The sequence below is a fragment of the Pseudomonas sp. Xaverov 83 genome (assembly GCF_019352905.1).
Classification (GTDB): domain Bacteria; phylum Pseudomonadota; class Gammaproteobacteria; order Pseudomonadales; family Pseudomonadaceae; genus Aquipseudomonas; species Aquipseudomonas yamanorum.
In genome coordinates this window covers 21,386-40,511 of sequence record NZ_JAAAFU010000092.1, presented here as the reverse complement: position 1 = coordinate 40,511, position 19,126 = coordinate 21,386, and the positions used below count along the sequence as shown (strand labels likewise).

Sequence of the window (19,126 nt, the reverse complement as noted above, 5' to 3'; positions counted from 1 at the left end):
CAACTTCGTTCGTAAAGGATGTTTCTTATGAAGCGCTGGTTCTGTTTGGCCGCGATTGCGGCCGCTGTGGTGGGGCACTCTTTTTCAGCGCAGGCGGCAGGCCTGGAATTTGGAGTGGGGAGTACCAGCGATTCGACCATGACTTATCGGTTGGGGCTGACATCTGATTGGGATAAAAGCTGGTGGCAGACCGATACGGGCCGCGTGACCGGGTACTGGAGCGGAGCCTACACCTACTGGGACGGTGACAAGCGCGCCAGCGTCAGCAGCCTTTCGTTCTCGCCGGTTTTTGTTTATGAGTTTGCCGGGGAAAGGGTGAAACCGTACATCGAGGCTGGGGTTGGCGTGGCCGTGTTCTCCCGCACAAGGGTCGAAGACAACAACATCGGCCAGGCTTTCCAGTTTGAAGACCGACTGGGCTTTGGTCTGCGCTTTGTCGGTGGGAGTGAAGTGGGTATTCGGGCTACTCATTACTCGAATGCCGGGATCAGCAGCAATAACGATGGTGTCGAGAGCTATTCGTTGCACTACACGATGCCACTGTAATTCTTCAGAACACCGCAAAACCATTGTGGGAGCGGGCTTGCTCGCGAAAGCGGCGTATCAGCCACGAATCAGTTGACTGACACACCGCTTTCGCGAGCAAGCCCGCTCCCACATTTGCTCATCGTTGGTTTTTCAAAATCAGCGATACACCGTCGCAAGCCCCTGGCGCTCATCGATGCACTCCGGTGCGCCCATCTCGAACTCCCGGCAGATCAGCGGCCGCTTCTCATAAATCGTGCACATCATCGTGTCGCGATCCAGCGCCGCGCACCAGCCATCATCCAGGCGCAGCATGACTTCGCCGCCCCAATCGTCGGTATCGATAAAGCGGTCAGGCACGCCGGTGTCGGTGATCAGCATGACTTCCAACTGACAGCAGCACGCGGCGCAGGTGGAGCAGGTGACGGTGGGTTCGGCGATTTGCGTGTGGGGGATGTTGGTCATAGGCGCGCAGTGTAAGGCAAGCGGCTCATAGGTGTGTGAAAGGCCTGACGGACGTCAATGTGCCAACTGCCTGGCGACCCAATGCAACAATGGAAAAATCATCCCCCAGAGTAACGCCAGGCCGATGACTGTCGGCACGGTGCCATAGCCGAAACTCACCCCGGCCAGTTGGCTGCCCGCGTAATAGGACAACGGCCCGCCCACCGCCCCCAACAAACTCGCACGCCACCAGGGCTGCGCGCTCCAGGCCAGGCAATGGCGCAGCGTGGTCGCCAGCAATGCCCACAACAGGATCAGCCACAATGGCGCCAACGGCCCGGGCAGGCTGAAATGAAACACGCCGAATGCACGTAGCACGGTGTCGATCACGGTGCCCAACAAGGTGACGGCAAGAATCACCTGGCCTTCCGCTGACCACGAACTTATCCGCAGCAGGTGGATTACCAGCACCGCCAACCCCACCAACAGCCACAGACTGTCGCCGCCCAACACACAGGCAAACCAACCGCACTGGAACAGCACGGCATTTGCCAGCGGTTTAAGCATCAAAGCGCCCGAGCAGGGGCTGGGTCAGGGCCGCCGGCTTGGCCAGGAGCATTTGTGCGGTGCCGATGGTGCGCTCCATAAAGCCGCCCTCGCAGTAGCACAGGTAAAACTCCCACAGCCGCAGGAAATATTCGTCGTAGCCCATTTCCGTCAGGCGGCTGTGGGCGCGGCGAAAGTTCTCATGCCACAGGCGCAGGGTTCGTGCGTAATGCAGGCCGAAATCCTCCATGTGCAGCAGGTTCATGTCGGTGTCGCGGCTGACGATCTCGAGCATTTTCTGCACGCAGGGCAAGGCGCCGCCGGGGAAAATGTAGCGCTGGATGAAATCCACGCTGCTCTTGGCCTGTTCGTAGCGCTGCTCGCGAATGGTGATGGCTTGCAGCAACATCAGGCCGTTGCTCTTGAGCAACTGAGCGCATTGTTTGAAGTAGGTCGGCAGGAAGCGATGGCCCACGGCTTCGATCATCTCGATGGACACCAGTTTGTCGTACTGCCCGCTCAGGTCGCGGTAGTCCTCCAGCAGCAACGTCACCTGATTCTGCAAACCCAGGGCCTCGATGCGTTTTTCAGTGTAGGCAAACTGCTCTTTGGACAAGGTCGTCGTGGTGACCTTGCAGCCGTACTGCTGTGCGGCATAAATCGCCATGCTGCCCCAGCCGGTGCCGATTTCCAGCAGGTGGTCGGACGGTTTCAGCGCGAGCTTCTGGCAGATGCGCTCCAGCTTGTTCAACTGTGCCTGTTCCAGGGTGTCGTCGGCGGTGAGGAACTGTGCGGCCGAATACATCATGGTCGGGTCGAGGAATTCTTCGAACAGGTCATTGCCCAGGTCGTAGTGGGCGGCGATGTTCTTCTGCGAGCCCTTACGCGTGTTGCGGTTGAGCCAGTGCAGGCCTTGGGTGAAGGGCCGCGCGAGTTTGGCCAGGCCACCTTCCAGTGCATCCAGCACGTCGAGGTTGCTGACCATCACCCGCACCACGGCCGTCAGGTCGGGGCTGCTCCAGTAGCCATGAATAAATGCCTCGCCTGCGCCGATGGAACCGTTGGCTGCCACCAGCCCCCACACGGCCGAATCGAGGATCTGGATTTCCCCCAGCAGGTGCGCTTCCCGTGCGCCGAAGACTTGTCGCTCACCGTCCTCAATCACCACCAACTGGCCGTGGCGCAGTTGGCCGAGCTGGCGCAGCACCGCTTTGCGCAGCAGTGCGGCGGTCATGCCGTTGACGTTCAAGCGATTGGATTTGACCGATAAGCTAGGGGATTTCATGGCGGCGATCCTTGGTGTACCCGACTGCGGTGCGAGAAGCGCCTTCGGCGGCGTGATGGGAAAAAATCGGCGTGCGTTTAAGCAGGAGGCGCAGGGCCTGCCAATAAATGGCCAGGCAGGTCTTGGCGGTCATCCACGGAAAGCGCCACAAGTAACGGTGCAGGCTGGCGCGGTTCAGCGCCTCGCGTTGCAGGCTCAAGGTGGCGTCGAAAACTTTCAGCTCGCCCTGCCAGTCGGCCATGTGTACGCCGAGTTTCGCGGCGGGCGGGCTGAAGCTCATGCGGTATTCCAGGTCCCGGGGCAAAAATGGCGAGACATGAAAGGCCTTGGCCACGGCGAAGTGCTGATGCTCACCGGCAGGCAGCGCCATGGCCGGCAGCACGTAGTGATAGCGTTCGCGCCACGGGGTGTTGGTCACTTCGCACAGAATCGCGGCCAAGGTGCCATCGGCCTCGAAGCAGTAGAAGAAACTCACCGGATTAAAAGCCAGGCCCCAACTGCGAGCCTGGGTCAGAAGGCAGATTGCGCCCAGTGGGATGCGCCCCAGGGCCTTGCCGACTTCTTGACGTACGGCATCGGTCAAGCTCATGCCGTGACGGGTAAATTCACGCAGGTAATCCTGCTGGCGAAACGCGAACGGCGCCCAGCGGTCGCCGGCCAATGGCGACAAGCCGAAGACTTCGTGCTGTTCGCTGAGGTCCAGGTACAGCAGGCCGATCCGATAGCGGAAGGCGTGGCCCTTGGGCGTAAAACGCCGATGGGCGATCCAGCCGCTGTACAGGGCGCTGTTCACAGGGTTTCCCCAAATGCCTTGGCCACCCGCAACGCGCTGACCACGCCGTCTTCGTGGAAACCGTTGGCCCAATACGCGCCGCAATAATAGGTGTGCTGCGTGCCGTGCAATTCTTCCCAGCGCGCTTGAGCGGCCACGGCGGCCAGGCTGTATTGCGGGTGGGCATAGGTGTAGCGGGAGAGGACTTTGAGCGGGTTAATCATCGCCGTCTGGTTGAGGCTGACGCAAAAGGTGGTGGTGCTGTCGATGCCCTGCAGGATGTTCATGTCGTAGGTCACGGCAGCCTGTTTTTGCGTGCTGCTGTCCAGGCGGTAATTCCAGCTGGCCCAAGCCAATTTACGGTCGGGCAGCAAGCGGGTGTCGGTGTGCAGGACTACGTCGTTGTCGGCGTAGGGCAAGGCGCCGAGGATCTGTTGCTCGGCCAGGCTCGCATCCCCCAGCAACCCCAGGGCCTGGTCGCTGTGGCAGGCGAACACGACTTTGTCGAATGCCTCGCTGCCTGCCGCGCTGTGGATAACCACGCCGATCGGTGTGCGCTCTACCCGGGTGACGGGGCAATTGAGGCGAATTTTTTCACGGAAGGACTGGGTCAGCGGTTCGATATAACGGCTGGAGCCGCCTTCGATCACGCACCACTGTGGGCGGTTACTCACCGATAGCAAGCCGTGGTTCTTGAAGAACCGCACGAAGAATTGCAGGGGAAACCCGAGCATGTCAGCCAGGGACATCGACCAGATCGCCGCGCCCATCGGCACGATGTAGTGCTGGATAAATCGCTGGCCGTAGCCGCCCGTTTGCAGGTACTCGCCCAGGGTCATCTCGGCGCTGATGCGTTGCTCTTGCAAGTCCAGCGGTGCCTGGCGGTTGAAGCGCAGGATGTCGCGCAACATGCCCCAGAACCCCGGCGACAGCATATTGCGGCGCTGGGCGAACAGGCTGTTGAGGTTGTTGCCGTTGTACTCAAACCCGGCGTTCGGGTCGCACACCGAAAAACTCATTTCGGTGGGTTTGAACGTCACACCGATCTGCCCCAGCAACTTGATGAAGTTAGGGTAGGTCCAGTTGTTGAACACGATGAAGCCGGTGTCCACTGCGTAGCTTTTGCCATCCACCGTGACACTCACCGTGTGGGTGTGCCCGCCGATGCGGTCGCCCGCTTCGAACAGGGTGATGTCGTGGCGGCGGCTGAGCAGGTAGGCACTGGTCAGTCCGGCAATGCCGCTGCCGATAATGGCGATCTTCACAGGTTGTCCTTGCGCGGCGGCGGACTGCGCAACATGCGTTTGCCAATGATCAGCTTGGCGCGGTTCGGCAGTTTCGACAGCGGCCACAGCGCGGCAATAAACAGGGCCGGAAAAGCAATTTCCAAGGGCCGGTTTTGCAGCTTGGCGAAGATATGTCGCGCGGCTTTGTCCGCCGGCCAGCTCAAGGGCATCGGGAAGTCATTGCGGGCGGTCAGCGGTGTATCGACGAAGCCCGGGCTGACCACGGTGACGTCAATGCCCTCGGGCGACAGGTCGATGCGCAGGGATTCGAACAGATAACGCAGTCCCGCCTTGGAGGCACCATAAGCTTCAGCCCTGGGCATTGGCAGGTAGGTCACGGCGCTGGCGACGCCGACCAGGTGCGGTGTGTGGCCGGCCCGCAACAGCGGCAGGGCGGCTTCGATGCAGTAACTGCTGGCCAGCAGGTTGGTGCGCACTACGTGCTCGATGATCGAGGAATCGAACTGCCTGGCGTCCACGTATTCGCAGGTGCCGGCATTCAGGATCACGGTGTCCAGCGAGCCCCAGGCCACGCCGATATGCTCGCCGATTTCGCGCACGGTCTGGCTGTTGGTCAGGTCGCCCGCTACCACCAGCACTTGCCCGGGGTATTGTTGGGCGAGCTGTTCCAGCGGCTCTTTGGAGCGGGAACTGACAGCCACATGGGCACCGCTTTCGAGCAGCGCCTTGGCCAGTTCGGCACCGATGCCACTGCTGGCACCGGTCAGCCAATAACGACGGGGCGGCATAAGGTTCATCCCATTCTCCTTTTCAGCCAACTGACCACACCGCCGAGGACCGGCACGTGTTCATACAGCAGCGCACCCGCGTCGAAATAATCCCGATGGTGGTACACCTTGTCGCGCCACAGCAGATGCGAGCAGCCTTCGACACGAATCACTTTCCCCCCGCCCAGGCGTGGGTGGCAGAAGCTCATTTTCCAGCGCAGGTAGCCTTCGCCTTCGGTCACTTGATCGAAGCCATGGAAGTCAAAACGCAGCTGGGTAACGTTGTCGTACAGCTCGGCGAAATAACGGTGCAGCGCCGGCAGCCCGTGCACTTCGTGCAGCGGGTCGGTGAAGTTGATGTCCTGGCTGTACAGGCTGTCGAGCAGGTGCAGATTGTGTTTGTCCACACTGGCAAAGGTCTGAGCGAAGCGGCGCAGGAAATCACTCATAACCACCCCCGACCGCCTGGCGTGAAGGCAGGCTGCGGAAGGCGGCGAGCGCGCGCTCGCGCGACTTTTTCAGATCGACGATAGGACGAGGGTAGTCCGCTACGCCAAACAAGCCGCCCACGGCATCGGGGTTGTGCACTTCCTTTTTGTTCAGCGCTGCCAGTTGTGGCAGCCAGTGCTTGATAAACACGCCTTCACCGTCGAATTTTTCCGACTGGCTCAAGGGGCTGAAAATCCGGAAGTACGGCGCCGAGTCGGTGCCGGTGGACGAACTCCACTGCCAGCCACCGTTGTTCGCCGCGAGGTCGCCGTCGATCAGGTGACACATGAAAAAACGCTCGCCTTCGCGCCAGTCGATCAGCAGGTTTTTAGTCAGGAACATCGCCACCACCATGCGCAGGCGGTTGTGCATCCAGCCGGTTTCCAGCAATTGGCGCATGGCCGCGTCGATGATCGGCAGGCCGGTGCGGGCTTCCTGCCACGCCTTCAAGTCTTCCGGACTGTTGCGCCAGGCCACGGCTTCAGTCTCCGGGCGGAACGCGCGGTGGCGTGAGACCCGTGGGTAACCCACCAGGATATGTTTGTAGAACTCGCGCCACAGCAGCTCGTTGATCCAGGTAATCGCGCCGATGTCGCCGCTTTCGAATTCACCCTGGTTGCTTTGCAGCGCGGCATGCAGGCACTGGCGCGGTGAGACCACGCCCGCTGCGAGGTAGGCCGAAAGCTGGCTGGTGCCGGGCTTGGCCGGGAAATCGCGTTCGTCCTTGTAATAGCTGATTTGCGCGTCGGCGAATTGATCGAGACGGCGCCGGGCTTCGGCTTCGCTGGCAGGCCACAGGGCACGCAAGGCTTCGCTTGGGGTGGCAAAACCCTCGACGTGATCCGGGACCGGGTCGCTTTTGAGCTTGAGTGCCGCCTGTGCCTTGGGTGTCGCTACCAGGCGCGGCAAGGCGCCGTGCAGAAGGTTGTAGCAGACCTTGCGAAACTGGCTGAATACCTGGAAGTAGGTGCCGGTCTTGGTCAGGACGCTGCCGGGCTGGAAAAACAACTGGTCCAGGTAATTGTGAAACGTAACGCCTCGGCCTTCGAGGGTCTCGGCCACGGCGGCGTCGCGGCGCGCTTCGTGGATGCCGTATTCGTCATTGACGTGCACCGACTCGACCGACAGTTCCTGGCACAGGTCTGCCAGGACTTGTGGTGCCTGGTCCCAGGTCGAGGCATGGCGGATCAATAGAGGAATGTTCAACTCCCCCAGCGCGACGCTCAGGCTCTTGAGGTTGCGCAGCCAGAAGTCGACTTTGCACGGCGCGTCATCGTGGGCCAGCCATTGCTCGGGACTGATCAGGTAGACAGCCGCTGTCGGGCCACGCTGTGCGGCGGCGGCGAGGGCGGTGTTGTCATGTAGGCGCAGGTCGGTGCGCAGCCAGATCAAGTGCATTTAAATAAGTCCACGCTGGATCAGTACCTGATGGGCCGACAATGGGTCTTCGGCCAGGAGCAATTCAGGAATGTCTTGGGTTAATACGGACAGCTCGGCCTGATGGATGCATACCGCTGGTCCGGTTATCAGTTTTGGGCAACTGAAGCCACTCAATAGTTTTTCCAGCGCCGACGTATGGAGCGTCTTGCTCGAATACAGCAGTACTGCCCGGGGTTGCAGGCGTTCGACGGCCAGGGCCAGTTCGCCCGTCGGCAATGGCCAGTCGAAGACTTCCACCGGGCAATCGGCGCTGCTGGCGAGCCAGGCGGTGAGCCACAGGTGCGGCTCCAGCGGCAGGTCGGAATGGTTGATCAGCAGTAACGGCGCGCCGTTGAGTTGGCGGTTGTTGTGATACATCCGCGCGCCGAATTTGCTGCGCAGCCAGGAATAGAAAAACACCCGCTCCATCTGCGCACCGAATTGGCCCTGCCAGCGCAGTTCAAGCTCCCTGAGCAACGGCAATAACAGTTGCTCGCACAAGGTGCGTGGCGGATACAGGGCCATGGCCTGGTTGAAGGCGTCATCCACCCGGCGTTCGGCCAGTTCGCTGATGGCCTGCACCAGGTGCTGGCGGCGGTTATGCCATTCGTTTTCCTCCGGCGGTTGGCTGGCGGGTTGTGCGGTGTCGATCAGGCTCTTGACCTGGCTGACCGGCACACCGCGGTTGAGCCAGGTCAGGATGATGTGGATGCGTTGTACATGCTCGGCACTGAATAGCCGGTGCCCCTTGGGCGTGCGCTGGGGCACGATCAGGCCATAACGCCGCTCCCAGGCGCGCAGGGTCACGGCGTTGACGCCGGTCTGGCGCGCTACTTCGCGGATCGGCAGCCAGCCTTGTTCGATGGCCTCGGCGATGTCTTCGACAGGTGCTTGCAGGGGGAAAGTCATAGGTTAAATCGCATTACGCAGGCTGAGGTTTTCCGGGTGCGGTTGCAGGTAGGCCTGCTGCGCGATGTAGCGGTCCGGGTGCTGGCGAAAGTGGTGCTTGAGCAGCGTCAGCGGCACCACCAGCGGGACGATGCCCTGGCGGTATTGGCCGATGAGGGTCTGCACTTCCTGTTTGTCTTCGGCGCTGATGGCTTGCTTGAGGTAGCCGCTGATGTGTTGCAGCACATTGGTGTGGGTGCCACGGGTGGCACACTTGCTCAGGGCGGTCATCAGTTCGCTGAAATAACCGGCGGCCAAGGTGTCGAGGTCGACGTCCTTGGGCATGCTGCCCAGCAGGTTGCCCAGGCTTTTGTAATGCACGGGGCTGTGGGCCATCAGCAGGTATTTGTAGCGCGAGTGAAATTCCAGCAGGCGGTGACGGGTCAGGCCTTCGGCGAGGAGCTGCTGCCAAGTGGCGTAGACGAACACGCGGGTCAGGAAATTTTCCCGCAGCACCGGGTCGTTCAGCCGACCATCTTCTTCCACCGGCAGGTTGGGGTGACGCGCGCAAAACGCCTGGGCGTAGATACCGCGTCCGCCGCCGTCGATGGGCATGCCGTTGTCTTGATAGACCTTGACCCGCTCCAGGCCGCAGGACGGCGATTTCTGCATGAAGATGTAGCCGCAGAGATCGGTGTGTTCGGCGGCCATTTGCCGACCGTAATCGTCCAGCGGTTGGGTCACGTTGAGCTCGCGGTGCACGGTGCCGACGGCCTGGGGGTTAAGCGGGTCGCCCACCAGCCGAATCGGCTCACGGGGAATGCCCAGGCCGATGGCGACCTCAGGGCAAAGCGGCACGAAGTCGAAATAATCGGCGAGGGTCTGGCTGCACAGTTGAGATTGTTTGTGCCCGCCGTTGAAGCGCACGTTCTCGCCCAACAGGCAGGCGCTGATGGCGATTTTTGGTTTTCCGGTGGTGGGCAGGGTGCTGGACATGGCCAAACCTCGGTGAAATTCCTGTACAGAGATAAATTTCTGTACAACTTAATCTCATCATAGGTTTGAAGCTGTACAAGTCAAATGATTTGTACAGGTATTTGCGGAATGGCTATTTCCAGCCGATTTTCCAGTCTTCAGCGTTTTGCAGGGTTTGCCAGGGCAGGCGCTGAACGCGATGGCTCATCACCGCTTCCAGTTCGATTTCCTGCACATCGCCTTCTTCGTCGCGCAGCAACTGGGTGACCAGGAAATGTTTTTCCTTGTGCTGCGGGCGGGCTGCTGTCCACTTCGACAGCAGCAACTTGGCGGGATTGATGCGGTTCATTGCAGATGCTCGATCAACCGCCGCGCCGCTTCCTGGCCGCTGAGCCAGGCACCTTCCACACGGCCCGACAGGCACCAGTCGCCACACACGTACAAGCCCAGGTCGGCGTCGGCCAGCACGCCAAATTCATGGCTGGTGGACGGCCGTGCATACAGCCAGCGGTGGGCGAGGGTGAAGGATGGCGCCGGCATGGCGCTGTGCAAAAGTTCGGCGAAGGCACCGTGCAGGTGTTCGATCACCGCTTCCTTGGACAGGTCCAGGTGTTGCTTGCTCCAGGTGCTGGTGGCGTGCAGTACCCAAGTGTCGAGGGTGGTGTCGCGCCCAGGTTTGCTGCGGTTGCGAGCCAGCCAGTCCAGAGGGCTGTCTTGCACGAAGCAGCCTTCCATGGGGGTATCCAACGGTTTGTCGAAGGCCAGGGCGATGGCCCAGGTCGGGTCCATCTTCACGCCGGCGGCGGCACTCGCCAGTTTGGGCGCGGCGGCCAGCAGGGCGGTGGCTTGGGGCGCCGGGGTGGCAATGATCACGTGGCTGAACGGGCCGTGGTTTTCGCCGTCGGCGTCCAGCAGGTTCCAGTGGTGTTTGCCCTGGAACACTTCGGTGATGCGGCAACCGAATTGCACCGGCAAGTCATCCAGCAGGGCGCGGGTGATCGCACTCATGCGCGGCGTGCCGACCCAGCGGATCTGTTCATCGGGGGAGGGCGTGAGTTGCCCGGACTTGAAGTTGTACAGCTGCGGTTTCCATTGCTCGGCGCAACCCTGGGCTTGCCAGCGTTGTACCTCGTTGACGAAGCGTCGGTCGCGGGCGGTGAAGTACTGCGCGCCCATGTCCAGTGCCCCCGCATCGCTGCGCTTGCTGGACATCCGACCGCCACTGCCGCGGCTTTTATCGAAGAGTTGTACAACGTGCCCCGCGTCTTTTAACGCTCGGGCGGCGGAGAGACCGGCGATGCCGGTGCCAATGATCGCGATGGGAACAGTCATGGGAGGCCTCGTTTTACCGTTGGGTACAGACTACGCCGACACCAATAGCTGTACAATATTGTTTTTTGGTATAAGTTTTGGCGTACCTGATCGTTTGGCGTGACCTATGGTTAACCCTGAGGGTTTAACCACCGTTGCGCCCGATTAAAACATCCCTGTTTATAAAATAGACTAACGGTGGTCGGCGAACGTTACACGAGGAACGACTCATGCACATTTTGCTGACCGGCGGTACGGGTTTGATCGGCCGCCAACTTTGCCAACACTGGCTTGCCCAGGGCCATCGCCTCACGGTCTGGAGCCGCCATCCCGAACAAGTGGCCAAATTGTGTGGCGCCCAAGTGCGCGGCATTGCTTGCCTGCAAGACGTAAACGAGCCGGTGGACGCGGTGATCAACCTGGCCGGCGCACCGATTGCCGACCGGCCCTGGACGCATAAACGCAAGGCGCTGCTATGGAGCAGCCGTATCGGCCTGACCGAAACCTTGCTGGCGTGGCTTGAGGGCCTTGAGCAAAAACCGGCGGTGTTGATTTCCGGTTCTGCGGTCGGCTGGTACGGCGACGGCGGCGAGCGTGAGCTGACCGAAGACAGCGGCCCGGTACAAGACGATTTCGGCAGCCAGCTCTCTATTGCCTGGGAAGAAACCGCCCAGCGCGCCGAAGCATTGGGTATCCGCGTCGTGCTGGTACGTACAGGGCTGGTGCTGGCGGCCGAGGGCGGCTTTTTGTCGCGGCTGTTGCTGCCATTCAAACTGGCGCTGGGCGGGCCTATCGGCAACGGTCGGCAGTGGATGCCATGGGTCCATATAAAGGATCAAATCGCCCTGATTGATTTTCTTCTGCACAAGACCGATGCCAGCGGTCCTTATAATGCCTGCGCGCCACACCCGGTACGCAACCTGGAGTTCGCCAAGACCCTGGGCAAGGTGCTGCACCGCCCGGCGTTCATGCCCATGCCGGCGTTTGCCTTGCGCATCGGCCTGGGCGAGTTGTCCGGTTTGTTGCTGGGCGGCCAGCGGGCGTTGCCGCAGCGGCTGTTGGCCGCTGGGTTCATTTTCCAGTTCACTGAGTTGCACGCGGCCCTGGACGACTTGTCCAGCCGCCTCTAGAAATAGGATGTTGCATGACGGATCACGCGTTGTTACTGGTCAACCTGGGTTCACCGGCGTCCACTTCGGTGGCGGATGTGCGCAGCTACCTTAATCAATTCCTGATGGACCCTTACGTCATTGACCTGCCATGGCCGGTTCGGCGCTTGCTGGTGTCGCTGATCCTGATCAAGCGCCCGGAGCAATCGGCCCATGCCTACGCCTCGATCTGGTGGGACGAAGGCTCGCCGCTGGTCGTCCTCAGCCGCCGCCTGCAACAACAGATGACCGCGCAATGGACCCAAGGCCCGGTGGAACTGGCAATGCGTTATGGCGAGCCGTCGATTGAAAGCGTACTGACGCGGCTGGCGTCCCAGGGCATCAAGAAAGTCACCCTGGCGCCGTTGTACCCGCAATTTGCAGACAGCACCGTGACCACGGTGATCGAAGAAGCCCGACGCGTGGTGCGGGACAAAAAGTTGGCGATCGAGTTTTCGATTCTGCAGCCGTTCTACGATGAACCGGAGTACCTCGACGCCTTGGCCAACAGCGCCAGAGCTTATATGGAACAGGATTTCGATCACCTCCTGCTGAGCTTTCATGGGTTGCCCGAGCGCCACCTGAAAAAGCTCGACCCTACCGGGCAACACTGTTTCAAGGACGCCAACTGCTGCCAGAACGCCTCACCCGAGGTGCTTGCCACGTGCTATCGCGCGCAGTGCTTCAGTGTTGCGCGGGACTTCGCGGAGCGCCTTGGCTTGCCGGAGGGCAAATGGTCGGTGGCGTTCCAGTCGCGGTTGGGCCGGGCCAAGTGGATCGAACCCTACACCGAGGCACGCCTTGAAGCGTTGGCTCAGCAAGGGGTGAAGAAGTTGCTGGTGATGTGCCCGGCGTTTGTCGCGGACTGCATCGAGACACTGGAGGAAATTGGCGATCGCGGCCTGGAACAATTCCGCGAAGCGGGGGGCGAGGAGCTGGTGTTGGTGCCTTGCCTGAACGATGACCCACAGTGGGCGGTGGCGCTCAATACCCTGTGTGAAAGAGCGCCGGTGGCACTGTAATCAAGCCGAGTGAGGCCTGAATGTGGGAGCGGGCTTGCCCGCGAATACGGTGGGTCAGTTAATGAAGATAGCGACTGATACACCGCCTTCGCGAGCAAGCCCGCTCCCTCATTGACTGTGCCCACTCTGAATTTTCGGTGTTACTCGTGATGCGGCTCGCCCAGGAAGGTCAGGGAACTGAACAGTCCGCGAGTCGCTACATCAGCATTGTCTTTAAGCGGGATCTCCACCTGCGCCGCAATCACATTCAATCCTTCATTCCTTACCAGCACCTGGGCGCGGCCGTCTTTATCGGTCTCGGTGCTCAAGGTGCTCGGTGCATTGCGATAATCCCCCACCAGCTTGACCCCAGCCGCCGGCTTGCCATCCAGCAGCACCCGCACGGGCAGTGATTTGCCCGGTCCTACGGTCAGCGGATCAACTTCTGGCAAGATCAGTAGCTTGAGCTGGTCCAGCTTCGGCAACGTTGCTCCCGGCTGGTAGATCGCCAGGCCGTACTTGAAGGTATGGGTCGACTCAATCGCCCCCGGCACTTTACTGCGGCCCTCGTTGACCCACTTCTTTTCAGCCGTCTGCGACCACATGCCGTTATCCAGGGCGACCGCCAATACAGCCGGCGATTTGAGAGGCTTCAGGCGCGCGTGGTCGGACAGCCGTTCCACGGTCACCGGAATCATTTTGCCGCTGGCGTCATAGGCCCAGGCGCCGCTGATTTTCTGGGCCTTGAACACGTTGTCTTCGGCGCCGTGGCCGTAGATCACTTCGATATTGCCGCGCCGTTGTTCGGTCCACAGCCCGTGGGCCGAGACTTGGGTGGCAAACAGCAGGCCTAACACGGCCAGGGATTTGAAGACTTGCATGGAGACGTCCTTTTACAGGTTGAGGGTCAGGCTGACGGTGAAATTGCGCGGCTCGCCGGGATTGACCCAGTAATTGCTGTAGGAGCGCTCGTAGTACTTTTCGTCGAACAGGTTGTTGAGGTTCAGGCCCACGGTGACGTTGTCGCTGGCCTTGTAGTGGGCCAGCAGGTCGACGGTGTGGTAGGCCGGCAATTCAAAGCTTTTGCCAGCTTCGCCTGAGCGGTCGCCGACGTAGGTAAAGGCCGCGCCGAGGTCGGAGCCACGCAACAGGCCGTCCTGGAATTCATACACCCCGAGTAAACTGCCGCTTCGTTTGGCCACGCCGAGAATCCTGCTGCCCGCAGGGATGTCTTTGTCGCCTTTAGTCACTTCGGCGTCGATGTAGGCAAAGGCGCCGATCACCCGTACGGCGTCAGTCACCTGACCGGTCAGTTGCAGGTCAAAACCCTGGCTGCGGGCCTTGCCCATGGCCCGCTGGGTGTCGGTGGCCGGGTCCAGGGCCAAGACATTTTCTTTCTCGATATGGAAGGCGGCGAGGGTGGTGCTCAGGCGGTCGTCGAACAGTTCGCTCTTGATCCCGATTTCATAACCCACGCCTTCCTCCGGCTTGAAGGATTTGCCGCCGGCGTCCAGGCCATTGTTGGGTTTGAACGAGGTGGAGGCATTGGCGAACAGGCCCACTTCAGGCGTCAGTTGGTAGAGCAGGCCGGCGCGTTGGGTCAGGGCATCGTGGGTCTGCCGGCTTTTGGCGTGGTTGCGGGCGAAGTCGTCGGTGTGCTGCTCGAAGTGTTCGAAGCGCGCGCCGATCATCCCGCGCAGGCGGTCGGTGAAGATGATCTGGTCCTGCAGGTTCAGCGCCTGGCTTTTCACCTGTTCGAAAAAGTCGGTGCCCGAGCGCTTGCCATTGGGCTTTGGCTGGCCGTAGACCGGGTTGTAGATGTCGATGGCGTAGTCGCCGCCAGCAAACGCGGTTACCCGTTCTTTCTTGCGGTAGTCCTCGTATTCGGTACCCATCAGCAACTCGTGCTGCCAGCTACCGATGTCGAACCGGCCACGTAGCTCGAGTTGGGTGATGCTGTCGTGCCAACCGGTGGAGCGTTCGCGATAGCGACGGTTGAGGGTGTGGCCGTCGGCATCCAGTGGGCGGTTTTCCGAGGCATCGCCCCACAGGCTGCCCTGTTTGTAGTGGCTGGCCAGGCGCAGTTGCCAGGCATCGTTGAGGTGATGTTCAAGGGTGGCTTGCAGGCGGTTGTTGTGGTTGCGGATATCGCCGTCGTTGGGCTCGCCGAGGAAGGTCGAGCGGGAAACGCCGCTCCAGCGATTGTTCGGCGCGACGATGCCACGGTCGAAGGTGGAGCGGTGGCGCACGAATTCGCTTTCCACCAGCAGGCGCGTGTCCGGGTCCAGTTGCCAACTGATGGAGGGCGCGACGAAGACCCGTTTGGCCTCCACGTGGTCGCGGAAGCTGTGGTTGTCTTCCACCGCCAGGTTGACCCGTGACAACACGTTACCCTCGCTGTCGAGCGGCGTGTTCACGTCCAGTGCGGTGCGATAGCGGTCCCAGCTGCCAGCGCTGGTCTGCACGGTGGTGAAGGCTTCGGGCTGCGGCTTCTTGCTGACGATATTCACCGTGCCGCCCGGGTCGCCACGGCCATACAGGCTGGCGGCGGGGCCCTTGAGCACTTCGATGCGCTCGATATTGGCCGCATCCGGCGTACTTGGGTAACCGCGGTTGGCGCTGAAACCGTCCACGTAAAACTCAGAGGTGGTGAAGCCGCGAACGCTGTATTCGTAGAGCGTCAGGCCGCCGAAGTTGTTCTGTCTGGATACGCCGCCGGCAAATTCCAGGGCGCGCTCGACGTTGGTACTGCCCAGGTCCTTGAGCACCGAGGCAGGAATCACGCTGATGGATTGTGGGATGTCTCGCAGGGCGGTGTCGGTTTTGGTTGCGCTGGCGGAGCGGGTGGCGCGATAGCCTTTGACGGGGCCAGTGGCGGATTCATACGCCTCACTGGTGATGCGGGTAGCCTCCAGTTCTAAGGTGGCAGTGTCTTCGGCGTAGACCGGGTCCACCAGCAAACCCATGGCGATTCCCACCAGTGGGGCAAATCTTCGAGACGGCATGATAGAACGTTCCAATAGCGATATTGAAACAATATAACATCTCTATTGTGGGTAATTTTCTTCTGAAACATTAGGTAACAGGAGCCCTGAAGCGGGCTCCTTCAGAGGTTATTCCTCTTCTTTCACCGGCGCCGGCGGCGGACGCAGGCCGATTTCTGCCGACAGCTTGATTTCCTTGCCATTGCGCATCACCTGGATCGCCACCTTGTCGGTCGGCTTGATCCGCGCCACCTGGTTCATCGACTTGCGGCCATCACCGGCCGGTTCGCCGTCGATGCTGAGGATCACATCCCCCAGTTGCAGGCCGGCTTTCTGCGCCGGGCCGTCGCGGAAGATCCCGGCGACCACGATGCCTGGGCGCCCGGTCAGGCCAAACGACTCGGCCAGTTCCTTGGTCAGCGGTTGTACTTCAATCCCCAGCCAGCCACGAATCACTTGGCCATGCTCGATGATCGACTTCATCACTTCCGTGGCGAGTTTGACCGGGATGGCGAAGCCGATGCCCTGGGAGCCACCGGACTTGGAGAAGATCGCGGTGTTGATGCCGGTCAGGTTGCCGTTGGCATCCACCAGCGCGCCGCCGGAGTTGCCCGGGTTGATCGCCGCGTCGGTCTGGATAAAGTCTTCGTAGCTGTTGAGGCCCAACTGGTTACGCCCGGTGGCGCTGATGATGCCCATGGTCACGGTCTGGCCCACCCCGAACGGGTTGCCGATGGCCAGCGCCACGTCACCTACGCGCAAGCCTTCGGAGCGGCCGATGGTGATCGAGGGCAGGCTTTTCAGATCAATCTTCAACACCGCAAGGTCGGTTTCCGGGTCGCTGCCAACTACGCGGGCCAGGGTTTCCCGGCCATCACGCAGGGCCACCACAATCTGGTCGGCGCCGGTGGTCACGTGGTTGTTGGTCAGGATGTAGCCTTCCGGGCTCATGATCACGCCGGAGCCGAGGCTGGATTCCATGCGTCGCTGCTTGGGCGAGTTGTCGCCGAAAAAGCGCCGGAACTGCGGGTCTTCAAACAGCGGATGCGCCGGTTTGTTGATGACCTTGGTGGTGTACAGGTTCACCACGGCGGGCGCGGCGATCACCACCGCGTCGGCGTAAGTCACCGGGCCTTGCACCACCGCGCTGGTTTGCGGTGCCTGTTGCAGGTTGACATCGAGCGTCGGCAGGCCGACCAGTTGTGGATAACGCTGAATAATCAGCATCGCGATCAGCACGCCAGCCAACAATGGCCATCCAAAAAAACGCAGTGCCTTGAGCATTAAGAAAAATCCTGACAGGTTGCAGGGGGCGGGAGAGCGCCCATAATGTCGCGCATTATACGAGGCCGTGAGCGCCTCTGAACGGGATATTTAGGAGTCTTTTATGGCCGTTGCCCTGAGCACCTTAGTCGAGGAAGCGGACCGCTACCTTAATAGTGCAAAAATCGCCGATTACTGCCCCAACGGCCTGCAAGTCGAGGGCCGGCCGCAGGTGCTGCGCATCGTCAGCGGCGTGACTGCCAGCCAGGCACTGCTGGACGCGGCCGTCGAAGCCCAGGCCGACCTGGTGCTGGTGCACCACGGTTACTTCTGGAAAGGTGAAAGCCCGTGCATCACCGGCATGAAGCAGCGCCGCCTGAAAACCCTGCTCAAGCACGATATCAGCCTGCTGGCCTACCACTTGCCCCTGGACCTGCACCCGGAAGTCGGCAACAACGTGCAACTGGCCCGGCAACTGGACATCACCGTCGAAGGTCCACTGGACCCGGACAACCTCAAGATCGTCGGCCTGGTGGGCTCCCTTGCCGAACCGGTGTCGCCCCGTGACTTCGCCCGCCGCGTGCAGGAAGCCATGGGGCGCGAGCCGCTGCTGATCGAAGGCAGCGAGATGATCCGCCGCGTCGGCTGGTGCACCGGTGGGGGGCAGGGTTATATCGACCAGGCGGTGTTGGCCGGGGTCGATCTGTATTTGAGTGGCGAGGCGTCGGAACAGACCTTCCACAGTGCCCGGGAAAACGACATCAGCTTCATCGCGGCCGGGCACCACGCCACCGAACGTTACGGCGTGCAAGCCTTGGGCGATTACCTCGCACGGCGCTTCGCCCTCGAACACCTCTTCATCGATTGCCCAAACCCGATCTAACGAACACCACCGGATACATGTGGGAGCGGGCTTGCTCGCGAATGCGGTGCATCAGTCGCCATATGCATTGACTGACACACCGCATTCGCGAGCAAGCCCGCTCCCACATTTGATCGAGTCGAGCCAAACCCAGCGGTATATTGATATACCGTTTCGATCTAGCCAGCTCCCTCAATAGAATCAGGTGCTGTGCTAGCATGCCCCGCTCGAACACGGCCCGCTGGCCGTCCATAAGATCGTTTTTCCGTGAGTAGCCATGGTCGACAAACTGACGCATCTGAAACAGCTGGAGGCGGAAAGCATCCACATCATCCGCGAGGTCGCCGCCGAGTTCGATAACCCGGTGATGCTCTACTCGATCGGTAAAGACTCCGCCGTGATGCTGCACCTGGCACGCAAGGCATTTTTCCCGGGCAAGCTGCCGTTTCCGGTGATGCACGTCGATACCCGCTGGAAATTCCAGGAGATGTACAAGTTCCGCGACAAGATGGTCGAGGAACTGGGCCTGGACCTGATCACTCACGTCAACCCGGACGGTGTGGCGCAGGGCATCAACCCGTTCACCCATGGCAGCGCCAAGCACACCGACATCATGAAGACCGAGGGCCTGAAACAGGCGCTCGACAAATATGGTTTCGACGCTGCATTCGGCGGTGCCCGTCGCGATGAAGAGAAATCCCGTGCCAAAGAGCGCGTGTACTCGTTCCGCGACAGCAAGCACCGCTGGGACCCGAAAAACCAGCGCCCGGAGCTGTGGAACGTCTACAACGGCAACGTCAACAAGGGCGAGTCGATCCGCGTGTTCCCGCTGTCCAACTGGACCGAGCTGGATATCTGGCAGTACATCTACCTGGAAGGCATCCCGATCGTGCCGCTGTACTTCGCCGCCGAACGCGAAGTGATCGAGAAGAATGGCACGTTGATCATGATCGACGACGACCGCATCCTCGAGCACCTGTCCGACGAAGACAAAGCCCGAATCGTCAAAAAGAAAGTACGTTTCCGTACCCTTGGCTGCTACCCGTTGACGGGCGCGGTGGAGTCCGAAGCCGAGACGCTGACGGACATCATTCAGGAAATGCTCCTGACGCGAACTTCCGAGCGCCAGGGCCGTGTCATCGACCACGATGGTGCAGGCTCGATGGAAGATAAAAAACGTCAAGGCTATTTCTAAGGGGC

At 60.8% G+C, this 19,126-nt stretch carries 20 protein-coding genes; 5 read left to right on the top strand and 15 right to left on the bottom strand.

The genetic code is table 11. The annotated features are described in order from the left end of the window. Positions 1-27: 27 nt before the first annotated feature. A complete protein-coding gene (locus K0H47_RS28955; protein ID WP_063033125.1) occupies positions 28-546 on the top strand; it encodes an acyloxyacyl hydrolase in 519 nt (172 codons plus the stop codon). 138 nt (positions 547-684) lie between these two features. Here the strand turns inward: K0H47_RS28955 and K0H47_RS28950 are convergent, their stop codons facing one another. The 12 genes from K0H47_RS28950 to K0H47_RS28895 form a co-directional block, all read right to left on the bottom strand. Then, on the bottom strand, positions 685-990 hold the full coding sequence (locus K0H47_RS28950) for a YkgJ family cysteine cluster protein (RefSeq protein WP_177026491.1): 306 nt from the start codon (positions 988-990) through the stop codon (positions 685-687). 54 nt (positions 991-1,044) lie between these two features. Beyond that, positions 1,045-1,536, bottom strand: coding sequence for a DUF2878 domain-containing protein (locus tag K0H47_RS28945; protein WP_219274009.1), 492 nt, complete (start codon positions 1,534-1,536; stop codon positions 1,045-1,047). Then, positions 1,529-2,800, bottom strand: a complete 1,272-nt coding sequence (locus K0H47_RS28940; protein ID WP_093201743.1) for a cyclopropane-fatty-acyl-phospholipid synthase family protein — start codon at positions 2,798-2,800, stop codon at positions 1,529-1,531. The genes K0H47_RS28945 and K0H47_RS28940 overlap by 8 nt, the downstream gene beginning before the upstream one ends. Continuing rightward, on the bottom strand, positions 2,787-3,593 hold the full coding sequence (locus K0H47_RS28935; protein WP_093201738.1) for a DUF1365 domain-containing protein: 807 nt from the start codon (positions 3,591-3,593) through the stop codon (positions 2,787-2,789). The genes K0H47_RS28940 and K0H47_RS28935 overlap by 14 nt, the downstream gene beginning before the upstream one ends. After that, complete coding sequence (locus tag K0H47_RS28930) at positions 3,590-4,837, bottom strand: NAD(P)/FAD-dependent oxidoreductase (RefSeq protein ID WP_177026493.1); 1,248 nt, start codon at positions 4,835-4,837, stop codon at positions 3,590-3,592. The genes K0H47_RS28935 and K0H47_RS28930 overlap by 4 nt, the downstream gene beginning before the upstream one ends. Next, positions 4,834-5,616, bottom strand: coding sequence for an SDR family oxidoreductase (locus K0H47_RS28925; RefSeq protein ID WP_093201729.1), 783 nt, complete (start codon positions 5,614-5,616; stop codon positions 4,834-4,836). Before K0H47_RS28925 ends, K0H47_RS28930 begins: the two co-directional genes overlap by 4 nt. Further along, positions 5,613-6,035 carry a nuclear transport factor 2 family protein gene (locus tag K0H47_RS28920; RefSeq protein ID WP_063033118.1) on the bottom strand — a complete coding sequence of 141 codons (423 nt, stop codon included), beginning with the start codon at positions 6,033-6,035 and terminating at the stop codon, positions 5,613-5,615. Before K0H47_RS28920 ends, K0H47_RS28925 begins: the two co-directional genes overlap by 4 nt. After that, the gene (gene phrB / locus K0H47_RS28915; protein ID WP_219274008.1) at positions 6,028-7,473 is read right to left on the bottom strand and encodes a deoxyribodipyrimidine photo-lyase; all 1,446 of its coding nucleotides are present in this window, start codon (positions 7,471-7,473) and stop codon (positions 6,028-6,030) included. The genes K0H47_RS28920 and phrB overlap by 8 nt, the downstream gene beginning before the upstream one ends. Continuing rightward, a complete protein-coding gene (locus K0H47_RS28910; protein WP_219274007.1) occupies positions 7,474-8,403 on the bottom strand; it encodes a MerR family transcriptional regulator in 930 nt (309 codons plus the stop codon). A gap of 3 nt (positions 8,404-8,406) precedes the next feature. Further along, positions 8,407-9,366, bottom strand: coding sequence for a DUF523 and DUF1722 domain-containing protein (locus K0H47_RS28905; protein ID WP_177026509.1), 960 nt, complete (start codon positions 9,364-9,366; stop codon positions 8,407-8,409). A gap of 124 nt (positions 9,367-9,490) precedes the next feature. After that, entirely contained in the window at positions 9,491-9,706 is a 216-nt protein-coding gene (locus K0H47_RS28900) for a TIGR02450 family Trp-rich protein (protein ID WP_063033115.1), read from the bottom strand. After that, on the bottom strand, positions 9,703-10,689 hold the full coding sequence (locus K0H47_RS28895) for an NAD(P)/FAD-dependent oxidoreductase (RefSeq protein WP_093201716.1): 987 nt from the start codon (positions 10,687-10,689) through the stop codon (positions 9,703-9,705). The genes K0H47_RS28900 and K0H47_RS28895 overlap by 4 nt, the downstream gene beginning before the upstream one ends. Before the next feature lie 209 nt (positions 10,690-10,898). On the opposite strand from K0H47_RS28895, the gene K0H47_RS28890 reads away from it, so the two are divergent. Beyond that, positions 10,899-11,798 (top strand): TIGR01777 family oxidoreductase, encoded by a 900-nt coding sequence (locus K0H47_RS28890; RefSeq protein ID WP_177026496.1) that lies wholly within the window; start codon positions 10,899-10,901, stop codon positions 11,796-11,798. Positions 11,799-11,812: 14 nt separating this feature from the next. Then, positions 11,813-12,838, top strand: a complete 1,026-nt coding sequence (gene hemH / locus K0H47_RS28885) for a ferrochelatase (protein ID WP_219274006.1) — start codon at positions 11,813-11,815, stop codon at positions 12,836-12,838. A gap of 140 nt (positions 12,839-12,978) precedes the next feature. Here the strand turns inward: hemH and K0H47_RS28880 are convergent, their stop codons facing one another. The 3 genes from K0H47_RS28880 to algW all read right to left on the bottom strand — a co-directional run bounded on the left by K0H47_RS28880 (position 12,979) and on the right by algW (position 17,085). Next, positions 12,979-13,698 carry a DUF4198 domain-containing protein gene (locus tag K0H47_RS28880; RefSeq protein ID WP_093201707.1) on the bottom strand — a complete coding sequence of 240 codons (720 nt, stop codon included), beginning with the start codon at positions 13,696-13,698 and terminating at the stop codon, positions 12,979-12,981. A 12-nt stretch (positions 13,699-13,710) separates the two neighbouring features. Beyond that, complete coding sequence (locus K0H47_RS28875; protein WP_219274005.1) at positions 13,711-15,822, bottom strand: TonB-dependent siderophore receptor; 2,112 nt, start codon at positions 15,820-15,822, stop codon at positions 13,711-13,713. A 108-nt stretch (positions 15,823-15,930) separates the two neighbouring features. Then, entirely contained in the window at positions 15,931-17,085 is a 1,155-nt protein-coding gene (gene algW, locus K0H47_RS28870) for a Do family serine endopeptidase AlgW (protein WP_063033109.1), read from the bottom strand. A gap of 103 nt (positions 17,086-17,188) precedes the next feature. Between algW and K0H47_RS28865 the strand changes: the two genes are divergently transcribed. Continuing rightward, a complete protein-coding gene (locus tag K0H47_RS28865; protein WP_063033108.1) occupies positions 17,189-17,947 on the top strand; it encodes a Nif3-like dinuclear metal center hexameric protein in 759 nt (252 codons plus the stop codon). Between the two features lie 256 nt (positions 17,948-18,203). Then, positions 18,204-19,121: a sulfate adenylyltransferase subunit CysD gene (gene cysD, locus K0H47_RS28860; RefSeq protein ID WP_063033107.1), complete on the top strand. Its 918-nt coding sequence runs from the start codon at positions 18,204-18,206 to the stop codon at positions 19,119-19,121. The last annotated feature ends 5 nt before the right edge of the window (positions 19,122-19,126 follow it).